Source organism: Actibacterium sp. XHP0104, from assembly GCF_025751515.1.
Classification (GTDB): Bacteria; Pseudomonadota; Alphaproteobacteria; order Rhodobacterales; family Rhodobacteraceae; genus Actibacterium_D.
Genome location: NZ_JAOWLE010000009.1, coordinates 25102 through 42336 on the forward strand (window position 1 = coordinate 25102; position 17235 = coordinate 42336).

18 protein-coding genes are annotated in these 17235 nt (G+C 64.1%); 9 read left to right on the forward strand and 9 right to left on the reverse strand.

The features are described 5' to 3' along the window. Nucleotides 1-87: 87 nt before the first annotated feature. The 4 genes from OE856_RS12835 (at nt 88) to OE856_RS12850 (ending at nt 7604) form a co-directional block, all read left to right on the forward strand. On the forward strand, nt 88-2367 hold the full coding sequence (locus OE856_RS12835) for an NADP-dependent malic enzyme (RefSeq protein WP_263716544.1): 2280 nt from the start codon (nt 88-90) through the stop codon (nt 2365-2367). A 252-nt stretch (nt 2368-2619) separates the two neighbouring features. After that, nucleotides 2620-4515, forward strand: a complete 1896-nt coding sequence (gene prpE / locus OE856_RS12840) for a propionate-CoA ligase PrpE (RefSeq protein ID WP_263716545.1) — start codon at nt 2620-2622, stop codon at nt 4513-4515. A 144-nt stretch (nt 4516-4659) separates the two neighbouring features. Then, nucleotides 4660-6207, forward strand: a complete 1548-nt coding sequence (locus OE856_RS12845; protein ID WP_263716546.1) for a hybrid sensor histidine kinase/response regulator — start codon at nt 4660-4662, stop codon at nt 6205-6207. Further along, nucleotides 6204-7604, forward strand: coding sequence for a sigma-54-dependent transcriptional regulator (locus OE856_RS12850; protein ID WP_263716547.1), 1401 nt, complete (start codon nt 6204-6206; stop codon nt 7602-7604). Before OE856_RS12845 ends, OE856_RS12850 begins: the two co-directional genes overlap by 4 nt. Here OE856_RS12850 and OE856_RS12855 read toward each other — a convergent pair. Beyond that, nucleotides 7601-8365 carry an NAD kinase gene (locus OE856_RS12855; RefSeq protein WP_263716548.1) on the reverse strand — a complete coding sequence of 255 codons (765 nt, stop codon included), beginning with the start codon at nt 8363-8365 and terminating at the stop codon, nt 7601-7603. The genes OE856_RS12850 and OE856_RS12855 overlap by 4 nt on opposite strands. Before the next feature lie 186 nt (nt 8366-8551). Here OE856_RS12855 and glyA point away from each other — a divergent pair, with 186 nt between their 5' ends. Together glyA and OE856_RS12865 are read left to right on the forward strand one after the other, a co-directional pair. Further along, nucleotides 8552-9847, forward strand: coding sequence for a serine hydroxymethyltransferase (glyA, locus tag OE856_RS12860; RefSeq protein ID WP_263716549.1), 1296 nt, complete (start codon nt 8552-8554; stop codon nt 9845-9847). Between the two features lie 112 nt (nt 9848-9959). Continuing rightward, nucleotides 9960-10718 carry an alpha/beta fold hydrolase gene (locus OE856_RS12865; protein ID WP_263716550.1) on the forward strand — a complete coding sequence of 253 codons (759 nt, stop codon included), beginning with the start codon at nt 9960-9962 and terminating at the stop codon, nt 10716-10718. Here OE856_RS12865 and OE856_RS12870 read toward each other — a convergent pair. After that, the gene (locus tag OE856_RS12870) at nt 10715-10897 is read right to left on the reverse strand and encodes a CTP synthetase (protein ID WP_263716551.1); all 183 of its coding nucleotides are present in this window, start codon (nt 10895-10897) and stop codon (nt 10715-10717) included. The two genes, OE856_RS12865 and OE856_RS12870, sit on opposite strands and share 4 nt — an antisense overlap. An 80-nt stretch (nt 10898-10977) precedes the next feature. Then, nucleotides 10978-11469, reverse strand: coding sequence for a cytochrome b (locus tag OE856_RS12875; RefSeq protein ID WP_263716552.1), 492 nt, complete (start codon nt 11467-11469; stop codon nt 10978-10980). A gap of 106 nt (nt 11470-11575) precedes the next feature. Between OE856_RS12875 and OE856_RS12880 the strand changes: the two genes are divergently transcribed. Then, nucleotides 11576-11713 carry an entericidin A/B family lipoprotein gene (locus tag OE856_RS12880; RefSeq protein ID WP_263716553.1) on the forward strand — a complete coding sequence of 46 codons (138 nt, stop codon included), beginning with the start codon at nt 11576-11578 and terminating at the stop codon, nt 11711-11713. Nucleotides 11714-11728: 15 nt separating this feature from the next. Here the strand turns inward: OE856_RS12880 and lepA are convergent, their stop codons facing one another. Next, on the reverse strand, nt 11729-13528 hold the full coding sequence (lepA, locus tag OE856_RS12885) for a translation elongation factor 4 (protein WP_263716620.1): 1800 nt from the start codon (nt 13526-13528) through the stop codon (nt 11729-11731). A gap of 204 nt (nt 13529-13732) precedes the next feature. On the opposite strand from lepA, the gene OE856_RS12890 reads away from it, so the two are divergent. Then, nucleotides 13733-14035 carry a hypothetical protein gene (locus tag OE856_RS12890; protein WP_263716554.1) on the forward strand — a complete coding sequence of 101 codons (303 nt, stop codon included), beginning with the start codon at nt 13733-13735 and terminating at the stop codon, nt 14033-14035. Here OE856_RS12890 and OE856_RS12895 read toward each other — a convergent pair. After that, the gene (locus OE856_RS12895) at nt 14032-14490 is read right to left on the reverse strand and encodes a low molecular weight protein-tyrosine-phosphatase (RefSeq protein WP_263716555.1); all 459 of its coding nucleotides are present in this window, start codon (nt 14488-14490) and stop codon (nt 14032-14034) included. The genes OE856_RS12890 and OE856_RS12895 overlap by 4 nt on opposite strands. 43 nt (nt 14491-14533) lie before the next feature. Between OE856_RS12895 and OE856_RS12900 the strand changes: the two genes are divergently transcribed. Next, the gene (locus OE856_RS12900) at nt 14534-15226 is read left to right on the forward strand and encodes an NAD-dependent deacylase (RefSeq protein WP_263716557.1); all 693 of its coding nucleotides are present in this window, start codon (nt 14534-14536) and stop codon (nt 15224-15226) included. Between the two features lie 4 nt (nt 15227-15230). Here the strand turns inward: OE856_RS12900 and OE856_RS12905 are convergent, their stop codons facing one another. The 4 genes from OE856_RS12905 to rpmB form a co-directional block, all read right to left on the reverse strand. Next, nucleotides 15231-15782 carry a 2OG-Fe(II) oxygenase gene (locus OE856_RS12905; RefSeq protein WP_263716558.1) on the reverse strand — a complete coding sequence of 184 codons (552 nt, stop codon included), beginning with the start codon at nt 15780-15782 and terminating at the stop codon, nt 15231-15233. A 102-nt stretch (nt 15783-15884) separates the two neighbouring features. Continuing rightward, entirely contained in the window at nt 15885-16397 is a 513-nt protein-coding gene (locus tag OE856_RS12910; RefSeq protein WP_263716559.1) for a copper chaperone PCu(A)C, read from the reverse strand. Between the two features lie 37 nt (nt 16398-16434). Next, nucleotides 16435-16782, reverse strand: a complete 348-nt coding sequence (locus OE856_RS12915; RefSeq protein WP_263716560.1) for a hypothetical protein — start codon at nt 16780-16782, stop codon at nt 16435-16437. A 99-nt stretch (nt 16783-16881) separates the two neighbouring features. Continuing rightward, the gene (gene rpmB / locus OE856_RS12920) at nt 16882-17169 is read right to left on the reverse strand and encodes a 50S ribosomal protein L28 (protein ID WP_263716561.1); all 288 of its coding nucleotides are present in this window, start codon (nt 17167-17169) and stop codon (nt 16882-16884) included. Nucleotides 17170-17235: the final 66 nt, after the last annotated feature.

Sequence of the window (17235 nt, forward strand, 5' to 3'; positions counted from 1 at the left end):
AAATTCACCTTGAGAGAGGCCCCAAAAAAGCGTATCTGAGGGTAAAAATTAGTTTAACACTAAACTAAACGCCCGTCGGAGGGGATAATGGCCGAAATCACCAGCAAAGCAGACCGCACGGCAGCCCTGAATTATCACGCCGAACCGCGGCCAGGAAAGCTGGAGATCCGCGCCACCAAGCCGCTGGCCAACGGGCGCGACCTGTCGCTGGCCTATAGCCCCGGCGTGGCCGAGGCCTGCATCGAGATCAAGAACGACCCCGCAACCGCGATGAACTATACAGCCCGCGGCAACCTTGTGGCGGTGGTCTCGAACGGCACCGCGGTGCTGGGCCTGGGCAATATCGGCGCGCTGGCCTCGAAACCGGTGATGGAAGGCAAGGCGGTTCTGTTCAAGAAATTCGCCAATATCGACTGTTTTGACATCGAGGTGAACGAAAGCGACCCCGAGAAGCTGGCCGATATCGTCTGCGCACTGGAACCCTCGTTCGGGGCGATCAACCTCGAGGACATCAAGGCCCCCGACTGTTTCATCGTCGAAAAGATCTGCCGCGAGCGGATGAATATTCCGGTGTTTCACGACGACCAGCACGGCACGGCCATCGTCGTGGGCGCAGCGGCAACCAACGCGCTGCATGTGGCGGGCAAGAAATTCGAAGACATCAAGATCGTCTCGACCGGCGGCGGCGCGGCGGGCATCGCCTGCCTCAACATGCTGTTGAAACTGGGCGTCAAACGCGAAAACGTCTGGCTGTGCGACATTCACGGGCTGGTCTATGAGGGCCGCACCGAGGACATGACCGCGCAAAAGGCGGAATATGCGCAGAAATCCGATCTGCGCAGCCTGGATGACGTGATCGAGGGCGCCGACATGTTCCTCGGCCTGTCCGGTCCCGGCGTGCTCAAGCCCGAGATGGTCGCCAAGATGACCAAGCGGCCGATCATCTTTGCGCTGGCCAACCCCACCCCCGAAATCATGCCCGACGAGGTGCGCGCGGTCTGCCCCGAGGCGATCATCGCCACCGGCCGGTCGGACTATCCCAACCAGGTCAACAACGTCCTGTGTTTCCCGTTCATCTTCCGCGGTGCGCTGGACGTCGGCGCGACCGAGATCAACGACGCGATGAAAATCGGCTGTGTCGAGGGCATCGCCGCCCTGGCCCGCGCCACCACCAGCGCCGAGGCCGCCGCCGCCTACAAGGGCGAGCAGCTGACATTCGGCGCCGATTACCTGATCCCCAAACCGTTCGACCCGCGCCTGATGGGCGTCGTGGCCAGCGCGGTGGCCAAGGCGGCGATCGAATCCGGCGTGGCGACGCGCACGATCGACGACTTCAAGGCCTATAAGGAAAAGCTCGACGGCTCGGTCTTCCGCTCGGCGCTGATCATGCGCCCGGTCTTTGCCGCGGCCCGCAAGTTCGAACGCTCGATCGCCTTTGCCGAGGGCGAGGACGAGCGCGTGCTGCGCGCCGCCCAGGCGATGATCGAGGAAACCACCGACCGCCCGATCCTGATCGGCCGCCCCGAGGTGATCGAGCGCCGCAGCGAACGCGCCGGCCTGACCATTCGCCCCGGCACCCATTTCGACGTGGTCAACCCCGAGAACGACCCGCGCTATCGCGACTATTGGGGCACCTATCACGAGTTGATGGCCCGGCGCGGCGTGACGCCCGATCTGGCCAAGGCGATCATGCGCACCAACACCACCGCCATCGGCGCCATCATGGTGCATCGCGGCGAGGCCGACAGCATGATCTGCGGCACGTTCGGGCAGTATCTGTGGCACCTCAACTATGTGCGCCAGATCCTGGCGCGTGACGGGCTGCACCCGGTTGGCGCGCTCAGCCTGATGATCCTGGAACAGGGTCCGCTGTTCATCGCCGACACCCATGTGCACCCCGAGCCCACCCCCGAGCAGATCGCCGAAACCGTGGTCAGCGCGGCGCGTCACGTGCGGCGTTTCGGGGTCGAGCCCAAGATCGCGCTTTGCGCCCATTCGCAATTCGGCAGCCTGGACTGCGCGTCGGGCAACACGATGCGCCAGGCGATGGATATCCTCGCCGGGATGGAACCCGACTTTGCCTATGACGGCGAGATGCATGTCGACTCGGCGCTGGACCCGGTGCAGCGCGAGCGGGTGCTGCCCAATTCCGGCTTTAGCGGGCCGGCCAACGTACTGGTCTTTGCCAATGCCGATGCGGCCTCGGGCGTGCGCAACATCCTCAAGCTGCGCGCCGGCGGGCTGGAGGTGGGACCGATCCTGATGGGGATGGGCAACAAGGCCCACATCGTGACCTCGTCGATCACGGCCCGCGGGTTGCTGAACATGTCGGCCCTGGCCGGCACTCCGGTGGCCCAATACGGGTGAACATCATTCACGGGAATCCCCAGCTTTTCACCAGCGCGCCGATCAAGGCCGCGGGAAGTGCAAAACTTTGCAAAGTTGCTGAATTCTTAGCAGGTGAACCCGTGTTATCTAGAAGATTTGCAAAAGTTTGCGACATAATCCCAACGAAAACTGCAAATTTCTTGCAAAAAATACGCGTTGTGACCGGTAACAACGTTGCGTGAATCTATCGGCAAAGCGTATCAATTCCCGAAGAATGTGGAGGAGCACAAAATGACCTATGCTGACGTATATGAAAGCTGGAAATCCGACCCGAACGGGTTCTGGATGAAGGCTGCCGAAGGGATCGACTGGGACCGCAGGCCCAGCAAGGCCCTGTTCGACGAAAACGCCCCGCTCTACGAATGGTTCTCGGACGGCATGGTCAACACCTGCTACAACGCCGTCGACCGTCACGTCGAAAACGGCCGCGGCGAGCAGACCGCGATCATCTATGACAGCCCGATCACCCACACCAAGCGCGAGATCAGCTATGTCGAGCTGCGCAACCGCGTGGCCAACCTGGCCGGCGCGCTGCGTGCCAAGGGTATCGAAAAAGGCGACCGCGTCATCATCTACATGCCGATGATCCCCGAAGCGCTGGAGGCCATGCTGGCCTGTTCGCGCCTGGGCGCGATTCACTCGGTGGTGTTCGGTGGCTTTGCCGCGAACGAGCTGGCCGTTCGTATCGACGACGCCAAGCCCAAGGCGATCATCGCCGCCTCGTGCGGTCTCGAGCCCAACCGCGTGGTGCACTACAAGCCGCTGCTGGATGGCGCCATCGAGCTGGCCAAGCACAAGCCCGATTTCTGCGTCATCTTCCAGCGCGAGCAGGAAGTGGCCGACCTGATCCCCGGCCGCGACTATAACTGGCACGGCTTCCAGTATGGCGTCGAGCCGGCCGAATGCGTGCCGGTCGAAGGCAACCACCCCGCCTATATCCTGTATACCTCGGGCACCACCGGCCAGCCCAAGGGCGTCATCCGCTCGACCGGCGGTCAGCTGGTCGCCCTGAACTGGACCATGAAGAACGTCTATGACGTCAATCCGGGCGACGTGTTCTGGGCGGCCTCGGATGTGGGCTGGGTCGTTGGCCACAGCTACATCACCTACGGCCCGCTGGTGCATGGCAACACCACCATCGTGTTCGAAGGCAAGCCCGTCGGCACCCCCGATCCCGGCACCTTCTGGCGCATCATCCAGGAACACAAGGTCAAGACCTTCTTCACCGCTCCGACCGCGTTCCGCGCCGTGAAACGCGAAGACCCGACCGGCGAGTATATCAAGAAATACGACCTGTCCGGCCTGCGTGCCGTGTTCCTGGCCGGCGAGCGCGCCGACCCCGACACCATCGTCTGGGCGCAGCAGCAGCTGGGCGTGCCGATCGTCGACCACTGGTGGCAGACCGAAACCGGCTGGGGCATCGCTGCCAACCCGCTGGGGATCGAGGAACTGCCGGTCAAGGTGGGCTCGCCCTCGGTGCCGCTGCCGGGTTATGACGTGCAGATCCTTGACGAAGGTGGCCACCCGATGCCGGCCGGCGAGATGGGCGCCATCGCCATCAAGCTGCCGCTGCCCCCGGGCACGCTGCAGAACCTGTGGAACGCCGAGGCCCGCTATAAGAAGAGCTATCTCGAGCACTTCCCCGGCTACTATGAAACCGGCGACGCGGGCTATAAGGATGAAGACGGCTATGTCTACATCATGGCGCGCACCGATGACGTGATCAACGTCGCCGGCCACCGCCTGTCGACCGGCGCCATGGAAGAAGTTCTGGCCAGCCACCCCGATGTTGCCGAATGCGCCGTGATCGGCGTTGCCGACAAGCTGAAGGGTCAGTCGCCGCTGGGCTTTGTTTGCCTGAACGCTGGCGTCGATCGCAGCCATGCGGATGTCACCAAGGAATGTGCCGCCCTGGTTCGCGAAAAGATCGGTCCGGTTGCCGCCTACAAGATGACCCTGGTCGTCGATCGCCTGCCCAAGACGCGTTCGGGCAAGATCCTGCGCGGCACCATGGTCAACATCGCCGATGGCACCGAGTACAAGATGCCCGCCACCATCGACGATCCGGCCATCCTGGACGAGATCGCCGATGCGCTGAAAACGCTGGGCTATCCCAACGCCGGCTGATGTAACCCAGCCACTTGCAATTTTGGGCGCCAGCCTGTCGAATAAGACAGGTTGGCGCTCATCTTTTGGTGGGGTAGCAAATATCCAACGCAACCCTAACGCGCACCACAAAAGGAGTCGTCAGTCAGATATGGAGCAGCTGTCTTGACGCGACCCGCATCCCCCTTTTCCCAGACCGGATCCTCTGCCCAGGACAAGCGTGCGGCGCTTTTGGGCCATGACATCCGCAACGCGGTTTCGGATATTCTGGGCGGGCTGCGCCTGGCCGATCTGTCCGCTCTGGACGAGGCCTCGCGCCTGCAACTGGCCCGCGTACGCAGTGCCGGCGAACAGCTGGCCCGGCTCAGCGACGAGGTTCTGGCGCTGATCTCGGGCGAGACCGCCGCCACGGCCGAACCGGCCCATGCGCTGGCGCTTGAGGAGTTTCTCGAAGACACAAGCGGCCGCTGGACGGCCCATGCGCGCGAGCGCGACCTGGGGTTCTCGGTCGAAACCAGCGAGGACATGCCCTCGTTGATCGGATGCGATCGCGGCGCGCTGGAGCGGATTCTGGCCAACCTGATCGGCAACGCCGTCAAGCATACCGCGCAGGGCGAGATCTCGCTATCGGTCGGTATGCGCGCGCGCGAGACCCTGTGCCTGACGGTGCGCGATACCGGCACCGGCTTCAGCGATGATGCTTTGGCCATGCTGTTCGAGCCGGGTGGCCGCCCCAAGGCCAGCCAGACACCGGGCACCGGGCTGGGGCTGCATATCGTGCATGACCTGGCCGAACAGATCGGCGGCCATGTCGAGGTCGGCAACCACTCGCTGGGCGGGGCGATGGTATCGGTGCTGCTGCCGCGCTCGGCTTGGGCGCCCGGCCCGGCCCAGCGCGGGCAAAGCGACGCCCCCCTGCCCGATCTCAGCGGCCAGCGGGTGCTGGTGGCCGAGGACAACAAGACCAACCAGCTGTTGATTTCGCAGATGCTGGACACGCTGGGCGCCAGCTATCGCATCACCTCGGACGGGCTAGAGGCCGTGCGGGCGCTGGAACAGGGCCGCTATCACCTTGCGCTGGTCGATATCGAGATGCCGCAGCTGTCGGGCCTGGACGTGATCCGCGCCCTTCGTGCGCGCGAGGACCGCGACCATGGCGAGGCCGCGCTGCCGGTTCTGGCGATCACCGCCTATGTGCTCAGTGCGAACCGCGAGGAAATCTATGACGCCGGCGCCGATGGCATCCTGGCGAAACCGATCCTCAGCCTCGAATCCTTCGGGCATGCGATTTCCTCGGTGCTGGCCAAGCGCACCACCCGCGACCAGCAATCGCTGCCGCTGCCGCCGCAACAGACCGTGCTGAATGACCTGCATCTCGACCGGCTGCTGGCGCTGGCGGGCGATGCCAATGGCCCCGAGCTGCTGGAACGTCTGACCCAGGATTTCGAAACCGTTCAGACCGGCATTCAGGACGGGCTGCGCCGGCCCGACTATGCCTTGCTGCGGGCGCGGACGCATGTTCTGATCTCGCTGGCGGGGGCGGTGGGCGCCGACAACCTGCAAGCCATGGCAGAATCCCTGAACGCGGCCGCCCATAACAAGGACAGCGCGCTGGCCGGCGTGATCGGGCCGCGCGCCATCGCCTGCATCACCCGCGTTCTGGCCCGCCTGCGCCAGGAACAAGAGCACCGCTTTGGAGGAGAGACCGTATGAGCGGCACCCCCCTGTTGCTGATCGAGGACACGCCGTCGCTGCAGATGGTCTATGAATCGGTGCTGACCGGGGCCGGGCATTCTGTTGTCGTGGCCGGCACCGCGGCCGAGGGTCTTGACCAATTCACCCGCCACCGCCCCGACGTGGTGCTGCTGGACCTGATGCTGCCCGATCGCTCGGGGCTGGACCTGATGCGCGATCTGTTGACGCTGCGCCCCGATACCAACGTGATCGTGGTGACGGCCAACGGGTCGATCAACCGCGCGGTCGAGGCGATGCGCGGCGGGGCCTATGAGTTCCTGCTCAAGCCCTTTAACGAACAGCGGTTCCTGCATGCGATCGACAACGCCCTGTCGGATGCCAGGCGCCTGCGCGGCGACCGCCCGAAAGCTGCCGCGCCCGGCCCCATGGCCGGTTTCGTCGGCAGCTCGCCCGCGATGCAGCGCGTCTATGAGCGCATTCAATCGGTCAGCCGGTCGATGGCGACGGTGTTCATCACCGGCGAAAGCGGCACCGGCAAGGAAATCTGTGCGCAGGCGGTTCATGCCAGCTCGAACCGGGCGAATGGGCCGTTCGTGCCGCTGAACTGTGGGGCCATCCCGTCGGACCTGCTGGAATCCGAGGTGTTCGGCCATCTCAGGGGATCGTTCACCGGCGCCATCGCCGACAAGCCGGGCGCCGCGCAGGCCGCCGACGGGGGCACGCTGTTCCTCGACGAGATCTGCGAAATGGACCTGAACCTGCAAACCAAGCTGCTGCGGTTCTTGCAGACCTCGATGATTCAGCCCGTGGGCGCGCCGACCCCGCGCAAGGTCAATGTTCGCATCATCTGTGCCACCAACCGCGACCCGCTAGAGGAAGTGCGGCGCGGGCGGTTCCGCGAAGACCTGTATTACCGCCTGCATGTGGTGCCGGTTCACCTGCCGCCGCTGCGCGAACGCGGCGCCGATGTGATCGAGATCTCGCAAGACGCGCTGGAACGGTTTGCCTCGGAGGAGGGCCGCGTCTTTACCGGGCTTGATCCGCGGGTGCGCGACCTGTTTCTGGGGCTGCCCTGGCCCGGCAACGTGCGGCAGTTGCTGAACGTGCTGCGCCATGGCGTGGTGCTGAATGACGGGCCGCTGCTGACGCTGGACATGCTGCCGATCGAGCTGCTGCACGAGCGCGAGCGCCTGACCAACCCGGCCCCCGCCGCGCCCTCGGTCGCCCCTGCCCCGCGCCCGCATGTGACGCTGGACGGGCTGTTGGGCAAGACCCTGGCCGAGATCGAGCAACTGGTCATCGAGGAAACCATCGCCCTGCATGGCGGGTCGGTGCCCAAGGCGGCGCGGGTTCTGGATGTGTCGCCCTCGACGCTTTACCGCAAACGCGAGACCTGGACCAAGGACCAGTCCTAGACGAATTGCTCGCGGATCAGCCGTTCCTCTAGCCCGTGGCCCGGATCGAACAGGATGCGGTGCGCGATGTTCGGCTCGATCTCGATCTCGACCGACACGACCTGCCCGGCGCTGCGGCTGTCGGCATCGGCCATGACCGGGCGCTTTGACGGCTGCAACACGTCGAACCGCACCTGGGCATTGCTGGGCAGCAGCGCCCCGCGCCAGCGCCGCGGCCGAAAGGCCGACATCGCGGTCAGCGCCAGCACATCCGCCCCGATCGGCAGGATCGGCCCGTGCGCCGAATAGTTATAGGCGGTCGAGCCGGCGGGCGTCGACAACAGCGCCCCGTCGCAGACCAGCTCATCCAGCCGCACGCGCCCGTCGACCGAAATGCGCAGCTTGGCCGCCTGCGGGCCCGCGCGCAGCAGCGATACCTCGTTGATCGCCAGCGCCTCGGTCACCTTGCCATCATGCGAGATCGCCCGCATTTTCAAAGGGTTGATCACCTCTTCTTGGGCATTGTCGAGGCGTTCCATCAGCCCCGGCTCGTGGTATTCGTTCATCAGAAATCCCACGGTGCCGCAGTTCATCCCATAGACCGGCGTATCCAGATGCTGGGTGCCATGCAGGGTTTGCAGCATGAACCCGTCCCCGCCCAGCGCGACGATCACGTCGGCCTTTTCGGTCGGCGTGTTGCCATACTGTTCGGCCAGATGCCGCCGGGCGGTTTCGGCGACATGGGTCTCACTGGCCAGAAAGGCGATTTTCTTGTCGGGCATTGCGGCATCTCCCCTTTGCCCCATAGTTCTCAGCGCGGGGCGCGGAACTCAAGCCCAAAGGGCCCGTCAGCCCGCGCGACGGCCCGGCAAATCGCGCAAACCGCGTTCAAAGCGGGATTCCACCCTTTCACGGTTCGGATTTGTCGGCTAAACAGCGCGCAATTCCTCTGCCTTCAGGAGACGCCCATGAACGCCCCGCATCGTGACGCCGGTTTCTTTACCGAATCCCTCGCCTCGCGCGACCCCGAGATCGCAAAGGCCATCGGCCTTGAGCTGGGCCGCCAGCGCGACGAGATCGAGCTGATCGCCAGCGAGAACATCGTGTCTCGCGCCGTGATGGAGGCGCAAGGCTCTGTCATGACCAACAAATATGCCGAGGGCTATCCGGGGCGCCGCTATTACGGTGGCTGCCAGTTCGTCGATATTGCCGAGGATCTGGCCATTGACCGCGCCAAACAGCTGTTCGGCTGCGAATTCGCCAACGTTCAGCCCAACTCTGGCAGCCAGGCCAACCAGGGCGTGTTCAACGCGCTGCTGAAACCGGGCGACACCATTCTGGGCATGTCGCTGGATGCCGGCGGCCACCTGACCCACGGCGCCAAGCCGAACCAGTCGGGCAAGTGGTTCAACGCCATCCAGTATGGCGTGCGCAAAGAGGATTCGCGCCTGGACTATGACCAGGTTGCCGCGCTGGCCAAGGAACATCAGCCCAAGCTGATCGTGGCCGGTGGCTCGGCCATTCCGCGCCAGATCGATTTCGCCAAGATGCGCGAGATCGCCGACAGCGTGGGTGCCTGGCTGATGGTCGACATGGCGCATTTCGCGGGCCTCGTGGCCGGTGGCGCGCATCCCTCGCCCTTCCCCTATGCCGACGTGGCCACCACCACCACGCACAAGACCCTGCGCGGTCCGCGTGGCGGGATGATCCTGACCAACAACGAAGAGATCGCCAAAAAGGTGAACTCGGCCATCTTCCCGGGCATCCAGGGCGGCCCGCTGATGCATGTCATCGCCGGCAAGGCCGTGGCCTTTGGCGAGGCGCTGCGCCCCGAGTTCAAGGGTTACGCCGCGCAGGTCGTCAAGAACGCCCAGGCGCTGGCTGATCAGCTGATGAAGGGCGGTCTGGACATCGTCACCGGCGGCACCGATACCCATGTGCTGCTGGTTGACCTGCGGCCCAAGGGCGTCAAGGGCAACGCGACCGAAAAGGCGCTGGAGCGCGCGCATATCACCTGCAACAAGAACGGCATTCCGTTCGATCCCGAAAAGCCGATGGTCACCTCGGGCGTGCGTCTGGGCACCCCGGCAGGCACCACCCGCGGCTTTGGCGAGGCCGAGTTCCGCCAGATTGCCGACTGGATCGTCGAGGTTGTCGATGGTCTGGCCGCCAATGGCGAGGACGGCAATGCCGCGGTCGAAGCCAAGGTCAAGGCCGAGGTCGAGGCCCTGTGCGCCAAGTTCCCGATCTATCCGGGGCTGTAAGCCGCATCTGATATCACGGATCGGGGGGCCAGCGGCCCCCCTTTTCATGTCCGCCCGCCGGAACCGCCGATCGGCACTGGATCGGCCCCGGCCGACGCGCTATTCAAGGCCCATGCTCAATACCGTTCTCACCGGCTCTGCCACCGAAAAACTGCCGCTTTTGATCGTGCACGGGCTGTTCGGCTCGGCCCGCAACTGGGGCGTGATTGCCAAGCGCATGTCCGACACGCGCCAGGTCATCACCGTCGATATGCGCAATCACGGCGACAGCCACTGGCGCCCGACCCACAGCTACACCGACATGGCCGCCGATCTGGCCGAGGTGATCGAGACCCATGGCGGCCGCGCCGATGTGGTGGGGCATTCGATGGGCGGCAAGGCGTCGATGATGCTGGCACTGACCCGGCCCGAGCTGGTGAACCGGCTGATCGTGGCCGACATCGCGCCGGTGGCCTATGCGCATGACAATACCTCGCTGATCACGGCGATGCGGCAGGTCGATCTGGAGACGGTCGAGAAACGCTCGGACGCCGACCGGCAACTGGCCCAGCATGTCGAGGATCCGGGCGTGCGGGCGTTTTTGTTGCAGTCGCTGGATGTGAAGGAGCGGCGCTGGCGGCTGAATTTCGACGTGCTTGAGGCCGAGATGCCCAAGATCGTCGGCTGGCCCGAGGATGTGCCGGGCCAGTTCGACCCGGTCACGCTGTTCCTGTCGGGGGCTAATTCCGATTACGTGCGGCCCGAGTACCGCCCGGCCGTGCGGGCGCTGTTTCCGCATGCGCGGTTCGCCAAGATTTCCGGCGCGGGGCATTGGCTGCACGCCGAGAAACCGCGCGAGTTCGAGGCCTCGATGCAGGCGTTCTTTGCCTAGCGCTGCAACAGTGCCCGCGCAATGACCCAGGTCGCCGGTATCGCCAGCACAAACCCGACCGCAGCGGCGATCACGATCGGCACAAGCGTGTCATAGCCGGTAACCAGCGCGATAATCACGGCGGTGCCGGCCAGCGTGGTTGAAATCAGGGCGTACAGAATTCTGGCCAGTTGCAGCATGGCGAATACCTCTTAAATTGTGCGTACGGGCCCTGCCTATCGCCATATTGGGGCAACAGCTTTGACCCAGCGCAAGTCGCCTAGTTTTCGGGGTGTTTCATCCGCGACATGATGCCCGTGCGCAGGATCAGCTGGTGATAGAACGCCGCCGCGACATGCACGGCGACCAGCAGCACCATGGCCGAGGTCAGCGCCTCGTGGCCTTCGGCCGCCAATTCGACCCCGCCGAACCACGCCACCGCGCCCGAAACCGGCAGCAGGATCATCAAACCATAAAAGGCCCAATGCGCCACATGGGCGGCCTGTTGCAGCGCGGGGGGTTCCTCGGCGGGCGGCGGCGGCGCGCCGCGCATCAGCCGCAGCACAAGGCGCCACAGCACCAACAGCAGGATCAGCCCGCCGCCGAACACATGCGCGGCCACAAGCGGGCTAAAGGCGACCTGGCCGCCATGTTCGATCTTTTCCCAGGCCTCGCCGATGAAATCGGAAAGCAGGAATTGCAGGGCGATCAGACCGGCCACGATCCAGTGCAGCCGGATCTGGGTGCGGGAATATCCTTTGGGGGTAGGCATCGGTATCTCCTGTGCGATGACATCCCTTATACGCGCCGTCACACCCGTTCCGTCGCGCAAACGGATGCGCTAATGTCGCGGCGAACTCATAGACAAGGACAACAAGATGACCCGCATCCTTATCAGCCTTTCGATGATCGCAATGCTGTCGGCCTGCGCCACGATCGAGGGCGCCGGGCAGGATCTGGAAACCGCCGGTCAGGTGATCTCGGCCGAGGCGCGCGAGGTCAAAGCCAAGATGTAAGCCGCCGGACGCGGCTTAGTCGTCCATCTTGAGGGCGTTGATGAACGCCTGCTGCGGGATCTCGACCTTGCCGAACTGGCGCATCTTCTTCTTGCCGGCCTTCTGCTTTTCCAGCAGCTTTTTCTTACGCGTCACGTCGCCGCCATAACATTTGGCGGTCACGTCCTTGCGCATGGCCGACAGGGTTTCGCGGGCAATCACCTTGCCGCCAATCGCTGCCTGGATCGGGATCTTGAACATGTGGCGGGGGATCAGCTCTTTCAGCTTTTCGCACATGGCCCGGCCACGGGCCTCGGCGCGGTCGCGGTGCACCATCATCGACAGGGCGTCGACGGGTTCATCGTTCACCAGCACCTGCATCTTGACCAGGTTGTCCTCGCGATAGCCGATCATCTGGTAATCGAACGAGGCATAGCCCTTGGTCACCGATTTCAGGCGATCATAGAAATCAAACACGACCTCGTTCAGCGGCAGGTCATAAACCACCATCGCGCGCGAGCCGGCATAGGTCAGGTCCATCTGGATGCCCCGGCGATCCTGGCACAGTTTCAGCACGTCGCCCAGGTATTCGTCGGGCACAAGGATGGTGGCCTTGATGCGCGGTTCCTCGATGTGATCGACATAGGTCAGATCGGGCATGTCGGCGGGGTTGTGCAGCTCGCGCATCGAGCCGTCTTTCATGTGCAGATGATAGACGACCGAGGGCGCGGTGGTGATCAGGTCGATATCGTATTCGCGTTCCAGCCGGTCGCGGATCACCTCGAGGTGCAGCAGCCCCAGGAAGCCACAGCGAAAGCCAAAGCCCAGCGCGGCCGAGGTTTCCATCTCGTAGCTGAAGCTGGCGTCATTGAGCGCCAGTTTCTCGATCGCGTCGCGCAGCGCCTCGAACTCGGCGCTGTCGACCGGGAAGAGGCCGCAGAACACCACGGGCTGCGCCGGTTTAAAGCCGGGCAGCGCGGTGACGCAGGGTTTCTTTTCATGGGTGATCGTGTCGCCCACGCGGGTGTCGCGCACCAGTTTGATGCTGGCGGTGAAAAAGCCGATCTCGCCGGGGCCAAGTTCGGCGATGTCCTGCATCTGGGGGCGGAATACGCCCAGCCGGTCGATGCCATAGGCGCCGCCGGTCTTTATCATCTTGATCTTGTCGCCCTTGCGGACCACCCCGTCGATGACGCGGATGATGACGACAACGCCCAGATAGGCGTCGTAATAGCTGTCGACCAGCATCGCCTTGAGCGGCGCATCACGGTCGCCGCCCGGCGCCGGCAGGCGGGTCACGATCGCCTCTAGCACCTCGGGAATGCCGATGCCGGTCTTGGCGCTGATCTGCACCGCATCCGAGGCATCAATGCCGATCACGTCCTCGATCTGTTCGGCCACGCGCTCGCAATCGGCGGCGGGCAGGTCGATCTTGTTCAGCACCGGCACGATCTCGTGGTCGGCCTCGATCGCCTGATAGACGTTGGCCAGGGTCTGGGCCTCGACGCCCTGGGTGGCATCGACCACCAGCAGCGATCCCTCGACCGCCTGCATCGACCGCGACACCTCATAGCCGAAATCGACGTGGCCGGGCGTGTCGATCAGGTTCAGCACATAGGTCTGCCCGTCCTTGGCCGGATACTCGATCCGCACGGTGTTGGCCTTGATGGTGATGCCGCGCTCGCGCTCGATATCCATGTTGTCCAGCAACTGCGCTTTCATGTCGCGCTCGGCAACCGTGCCGGTCAGCTGAATCAGCCGGTCGGCAAGCGTGGATTTCCCGTGGTCGATATGCGCCACGATCGAGAAATTGCGGATGTTCTTAAGGTCGGTCATGATCCCCGCGATATGCGGCGGAAATGGGCGCTGGTCAATGGGCATTGCGCGCCCCACACCCGGTTTGACGCATGGAGCGGGACATTGCGCCACAGATCTTGTGAATTGAAAAATGCGCCGATTTTTGGCATGGTTCCCGCGAGAGTTCACCACGCCGGGGAAGACTCGCCAACAGATGTCACCCGGCCGGATCGAGGCAGACAGATGAAAAAACTGACCTTTGCAGCAGCAATCGCCGTTCTGGGCGCCACGGGTGCCTATGCGGGCACCATCGAAAGCGCCTGCCTGAAATCTGACCGCAAGGCGTCGCGCCAGCTGTGCGGCTGCATTCAAGAGGCCGCCGACCTGACCTTGACCGGGCGCGATCAAAAGGTTGCGGCCGCGTTTTTCCGCGACCCGCACAAGGCGCAGGAAACCCGCCAGTCGGATCGCCGCAGCGACGAGTCGTTCTGGCAGCGTTACAAGGAATTCGGCACCACCGCCGAAGTGTTCTGTAGCGGCGTCTAACCCTGCCTTGCCAGCGTGGCCAGCAGGCCGCGGCTGGCCTCTTCGATCAGATCCAGCACCAGATCGAACCCGCCGCTGTAATAGGGGTCGGGCACCTCGTCATAGTCTGTCTGCGCATAGCTGAGGAACAGCTCGACCGGGGTTTCGCTGTCGATGGGGCGCATGCGTTCCAGCGCCGCAAGGTTGGAATGATCCATCGCCACGATCAGGTCGAACCGGGCGAAATCGGCGGCCGTCACCTGCTGGGCGCGCAGGTGCGACAGGTCATAGCCGCGCTTGGCGGCCTCGGCCGTGGCGCGGCGGTCGGGCGGGTCGCCCACATGCCAGCCGCCGGTGCCGGCGCTTTCCACCACGACATCCGCCCCGGCCTGCGCGGCCAGGGTTTCGAACACCCCATGCGCCGTGGGCGAGCGGCAGATATTTCCCAGGCAGACGAACAGGATTCTTGTGGTCATCGCGGTCTCCTTGTTGCACCCTTGATAGCGCAAGGAGGAGACCATGACCAAGATCGTCATTCTGACCGGGGCGGGCATTTCCGCCGAAAGCGGGCTGGGCACGTTTCGCGAAAAGGACGGGCTGTGGACGAAATACGATCTGAACGAGGTCGCCACCCCCGAAGGGTTCGCGCGCAACCCGGCACTGGTGCATGAATTCTATAACGCCCGCCGCCAGAACTGTGTCGAGGCCCATCCCAATGCCGCGCATGAGGCGCTGGCCCGGCTGGAACAGTATATCGACGGGCAAATGCTGATCGTCACCCAGAATGTCGACGACCTGCACGAACGCGCGGGGTCGCGGCAGGTGTTGCACATGCACGGGCAGCTACGGCAGGCGCTGTGCGCGGGCTGTGGCCACCGCTGGGAGGCGCCGCTGGTGATGCAGCCGGCCGACCCCTGCCCCGCCTGTCAGGGCGGCCCGACCCGGCCCGATATCGTGTGGTTCGGGGAATATCCCTATTACATGGATGACATCTGGGACCATCTGCGCGGCGCCGACCTGTTCGTGTCGATCGGCACCTCGGGCAATGTCTATCCGGCGGCGGCCTTTGCCCAGGATGCGGGGCGGGCCGGCGCCTATACGCTAGAGCTGAACCTCGAACCATCCATGTGCGGCGATGATTTCGTTGAATCGCGCTATGGCGCCGCCAGCGTGTTGGTGCCGCAATGGGTCGACGAGGTTCTGGGCGCCTGAGCGATCAGCGAAAGGCCGGGCCGTGGGCCCAGATGGTCAGAGAATAGCGCTCTCCCTGCGTCACCGGCGTGACCCGGTGCAGCATGAAAGACGGGAACACCGTCGCCGCGCCGCGGGTGCGCCCGGCGCTGCGCAGGTGGCTGTCAGGCCAGATCTCCAGCACGCCGCCCTCATAGCTGTCAGGCTCGCTGAGCTGCACCACCATGGTCAGCTTGCGCTTGCGCGCGACCGGGCCGTCGCCAATGTCGGAATGCCAGGTGAAATGGCCCTCGCGCTCGGCGCCATAGCGGGCGACCTGGGGGCTTTCGGCGAATTCGCGCAGGTCAAAGTCAAAGACCCGCCGGTTACATTCGGCCACGACCTGGATGATGCGGTCCATGACCCAGCCAGTGCCCTCGCGTTCATCCAGCCAGGCCAGATCGGCGCGGCGATAATTGTGATCGGATTGCCCGCCCACCAGACCGGCATCTTCCATCGGGTCTGCCTTTGACAGGGCGATGATCGCGTCGCATTCCTCGACCGAAAAGGCCTGGTCGAACGTATATGTGGTGAACATGTTAGGGCCCGGAACCTGTGCCAGAGACCTGTGTCTCTTGCAGCCGTTTCCGGGCCCTGTCTGTCACTTCCGCGACCGTGCAGGTCGCTTTCAGCGCATGGCTCAGTTCTGGGTCATGCCCTTCTTTTGCATGCCCTGATGCATACCGTTGCCGTGCTGCATCTGGCCGTGCATGGGCTTGCGTTCCAGATCGACGGGGATCTGAACGGCAACCTCGCCGGCCTGTTCAAAGACCAGCACAACGTCGATCATGTCGCCGTGGTTCAGCGGGCGGTTCAGCCCAAGGAACATCAGGTGATCGCCGCCGCGCGCCAGCATGTGCACGCCGCCGGCGGGAACGGCAAAGCCATCCTCGACCTCGACCATGCGCATCACGCCATTGCCGTCGGACAGGTGGGTATGCAGCTCGACCCGCTCGGCCACATCCGAACGCGCCTCGATCAGGCGGTCATCGGCTTCGGTGCCGTTGTGGATTTCCATGAAGGCGCCGCCCGATTTCGACATCATGGTCGAGGCGCGCGCATAGGCGTCGTTGATGGTGATCTCACCGGCCCAGATCGGGGTGGCGAAAGACAGGGCGGTCGCAGCCGCCAGAAGGGTTTTGGTCAGGGACATGGTGTCCTCCTATGAAATGAAATTGCGTAAGGTGGGGTCAGGCAATTTCAGGAGGACCGCGCGCCGTGGCACGGCTGCGGTGCAGGTCGGCCTGGGCCATTCCGGTCAGGATGGTCAGCCGCTCGCCGGTGGAAAGGCGGCGCAGCGGCATGGTGGGCACCGGCGCATCTGCGGCGATGAAGGACGCAATTCCATCGGGGCAGACATGCGGGGCGCCGACCGGGTTGCCCTCGGCATCAAGATGTAGCACCTGCAGCCCCATGCCCGTGCAGATGACGACCTCGCCCACGACAGGCGCCTGTCCGCGCGCCACCGCAAGGGTCAGCGAGGTCAGCGCCAGCATCAAGGCCAGCGACAGCGCGAATATGGGGCCAAGCCGTTTCATCACCCGGATATAGGCACGCCCGCACGCCGAGGGAAAGCGTCAAAAGGAAGCGGCCCCGCCATTTCTGGCAGGGCCGCAAATTCCGTCATCGCAGGGCGATCAGGCGGCTGCCTGAGCCTTTTCGATGTCTTTCTTGATTTTCAGTGCCTTGCCAGACAGTTCGGCATCCTTGGCTTTCGCCAGGAAAGCGTCCAGCCCACCGCGATGGTCCACGGTGCGCAGAGCAGCAGCCGAAATGCGCAGTTTGAACGAACGGCCCAGAGCATCCGAGATCAGGGTCACGTCGTTCAGGTTGGGCAGGAAGCGGCGCTTGGTCTTGTTATTGGCGTGGCTGACATTGTTGCCAGACATCGGGCCTTTTCCGGTCAGTTCGCAGACGCGCGACATTTGTCTCTTCCTTGTCTCGATAAACACACAGGCGCCGCAAAGCAGCGCCCTAGAATTCAGTTTGGG